The organism is Dietzia sp. DQ11-38-2 (assembly GCF_014145055.1).
Classification (GTDB): Bacteria; Actinomycetota; Actinomycetes; order Mycobacteriales; family Mycobacteriaceae; genus Dietzia.
Genome location: NZ_JAALDW010000479.1, coordinates 1 through 2,484, shown reverse-complemented (window position 1 = coordinate 2,484; position 2,484 = coordinate 1). Strand labels below are relative to the sequence as shown.

7 protein-coding genes are annotated in these 2,484 nt (G+C 67.8%); 2 read left to right on the top strand and 5 right to left on the bottom strand.

The features are described 5' to 3' along the window. From G6026_RS17600 to rpmB, 5 genes are all read right to left on the bottom strand, one after another. A partial coding sequence (locus tag G6026_RS17600; protein WP_347238118.1) for an AEC family transporter occupies positions 1-421 on the bottom strand: 421 nt, incomplete at its 3' end. Positions 422-585: 164 nt separating this feature from the next. Further along, positions 586-843 (bottom strand): 30S ribosomal protein S18, encoded by a 258-nt coding sequence (rpsR, locus tag G6026_RS14990; RefSeq protein ID WP_017836288.1) that lies wholly within the window; start codon positions 841-843, stop codon positions 586-588. Positions 844-853: 10 nt separating this feature from the next. Then, positions 854-1,159 carry a 30S ribosomal protein S14 gene (gene rpsN / locus G6026_RS14985; protein WP_017836289.1) on the bottom strand — a complete coding sequence of 102 codons (306 nt, stop codon included), beginning with the start codon at positions 1,157-1,159 and terminating at the stop codon, positions 854-856. 3 nt (positions 1,160-1,162) lie between these two features. Beyond that, positions 1,163-1,327, bottom strand: a complete 165-nt coding sequence (gene rpmG, locus G6026_RS14980; RefSeq protein WP_017836290.1) for a 50S ribosomal protein L33 — start codon at positions 1,325-1,327, stop codon at positions 1,163-1,165. 1 nt (position 1,328) lies between these two features. After that, positions 1,329-1,565, bottom strand: a complete 237-nt coding sequence (gene rpmB, locus G6026_RS14975) for a 50S ribosomal protein L28 (RefSeq protein ID WP_007632788.1) — start codon at positions 1,563-1,565, stop codon at positions 1,329-1,331. Positions 1,566-1,923: 358 nt separating this feature from the next. Between rpmB and G6026_RS14970 the strand changes: the two genes are divergently transcribed. Together G6026_RS14970 and rpmF are read left to right on the top strand one after the other, a co-directional pair. After that, entirely contained in the window at positions 1,924-2,184 is a 261-nt protein-coding gene (locus tag G6026_RS14970) for a type B 50S ribosomal protein L31 (RefSeq protein ID WP_107756974.1), read from the top strand. Between the two features lie 65 nt (positions 2,185-2,249). Further along, the gene (rpmF, locus tag G6026_RS14965; RefSeq protein ID WP_107756973.1) at positions 2,250-2,420 is read left to right on the top strand and encodes a 50S ribosomal protein L32; all 171 of its coding nucleotides are present in this window, start codon (positions 2,250-2,252) and stop codon (positions 2,418-2,420) included. Positions 2,421-2,484: the final 64 nt, after the last annotated feature.

Here is a 2,484-nt window from a genome sequence, read left to right as displayed (position 1 = left end):
CGATCGCGATCGGCTGCAGTACCGCCACCTGGAACAGCAGGAGCGGCATGACGAACCCGAAGTCCCCCAGGACGTAGACGGCGATGGGGATGCCGAGGTTGGCGGAGTTGACGTAGCTCGCGGACAGGGCCCCGACCGCGAGGTCGGCGGTCGGGCGCCGCAGCCACACCTTCGCGACGAGCACGTAGGCGACCGCCATCACGATCGCCGTACCGGCGGACACCACGAAGACTCCCGTGAAGACCTGGTCGAGCGTGGTCCGTGCGAGCGCGTCGAACAGCAGGGCCGGGGTGGCGACGAAGAACACGAGTCGGTTGAGCACCAACCGCGCGTCGCTGCCGAGGACCCGTGAACGGGCGAGGAGCCACCCGAGCGCGACGAGCGCGACGATCACGGCGAAGCCGTTGAGGACGCCGGCCACTGCGGACTCCTGAGGGTCGGGGAGGGGGGAGCGATAACGCCGATCGGGGCCGTGCACTCCTGAAACCAGGAGGCGCGACCCCGATCGGGTTGCTGTTGTCCGAGTCGGCGGCTAGCTGCCGCGGGCGGGACGTGCGGTGCGGTTCGACCGCGCCGAGCGGTGGCTCAGCGGCTGGTGAACGGGAGCAGAGCCATCTCGCGGGCGTTCTTGACCGCGACGGCGACCTGCCGCTGCTGCTGCGGCGTGAGGCCGGTGACGCGGCGCGAACGGATCTTGCCGCGGTCGGAGATGAACGTGCGGAGGGTGTTGACGTCCTTGTAGTCGACCGTCTCGATACCCGCGACCTTCAACGGGTTCTTCTTGGGGCGACGACCCTCCTGGGCACGGACCTTCTTGGACGGGGTGCTACGCGCTTTTGCCATGATTACCTACTCACCAACTCGACTTCGTGACACCGGGCAGCTCGCCACGGTGGGCCATCTCGCGCATCCGGACGCGGGAGAGACCGAACTTGCGGAGGTAGCCGCGCGGGCGGCCGTCGGCGACGTCGCGGTTACGCACCCGCACGGGCGAGGCGTCACGCGGCATCTTGTTGAGCGCGGTCTGGGCGTCCATGCGCGCCTCGTCCGTGCTCTCGGGGTTCTTGATGATCGCCTTGAGCTCGGCGCGCCGCTCGGCGAACCGGGCCACCTTGGCCTTGCGCTGCTCGTTACGCGCGATCTTTGACTTCTTGGCCACGGGTCAGCGCTCCTCTCGGAATTCGACGTGCTTGCGGACGACCGGGTCGAACTTCTTGAGGACGATGCGGTCCGGGTTGTTGCGGCGGTTCTTACGGGTCACGTAGGTGAACCCGGTACCGGCCGTGGACTTGAGCTTGATGATGGGTCGAACGTCGTTACGGGCCATCTCAGATCTTCTCCCCACGGGCGCGGATTCGGGCCACGACGGCCTCGATGCCATCGCGGTCGATGGTCTTGATGCCCTTGGTGGAGACGGTCAACGTGACGCGACGTCCCTCGGAGGGCAGGAAGTAGCTACGACGCTGGATGTTCGGGTTCCAGCGACGGTTGGTCCTGCGGTGTGAGTGCGAGACGGACTTGCCGAAACCCGGCTTCCGTCCCGTTACCTGGCAATGCGCCGACATGGCGTGGTTCTCCTTCCGCCTCCTCGTACGGTGGCGCGTGAGGGTCGCAACTGGGAGCCGGCCTGCGCCGAGCAGCAGTGGACCGTCACGTCGCGGGCACCGGGAGAGGCGATAGCAAACGTGCAGACAACAGCGATGGTCTAGTTTACGGCCCGACCGCGCGAAACGGTAATCAGCACGTCAGCGCCGGTGGAGCGGGCGGGCGAGGCGCGCGAATTGGGTACCCGGTCATCGTACGGGTACGATCTACCGATGCGTGTGCTGATACCGGGATCCCCGGTTCGGCCACTGGCACTCGCGCGTCCCTGACGGGGCGGGCGCCAGACCCAAGACTTCTACCGAGCTAGAGGGATCCAGTATGAAGAACGACATCCACCCCGACTACCACCCGGTGGTCTTCCAGGACTCGGGCACGGGCACCAAGTTCCTCACCCGCTCCACCGCCAAGAGCGAGCGGACCGTCGAGTGGGAGGACGGCAACTCCTACCCGCTCATCGTGGTCGACGTGACCAGTGAGTCGCACCCGTTCTGGACCGGCGCGCAGCGCGTCATGGACACGGCCGGCCGTGTCGAGAAGTTCCAGCGCCGTTACGGCAACCGCGCCCGTCGCACCAAGTGAGCCGTGGGCCGGCGGTGTGCCGCCGGCCCTCTCACACACCCGAGACCCAAGAGGACGTAACAGTCATGGCAGTTCCGAAGCGTCGCCTCTCGCGCGCCAACACCCATTCCCGCCGCTCGCAGTGGAAGGCCGAGAACCCGGCCCTCCAGGAGACGAAGGTCGACGGCCGCCCCGTGGTGCTGCCGCGCCGCCTGGTCAAGGCCGCCAAGCTCGGCCTGATCGACCTCGACCGCTGACCCCGGTCGACTGAGCCCGGCGGCGCCCGCGCGCCGCTCGCACACGCCCGGTCTCGAGCCCGGC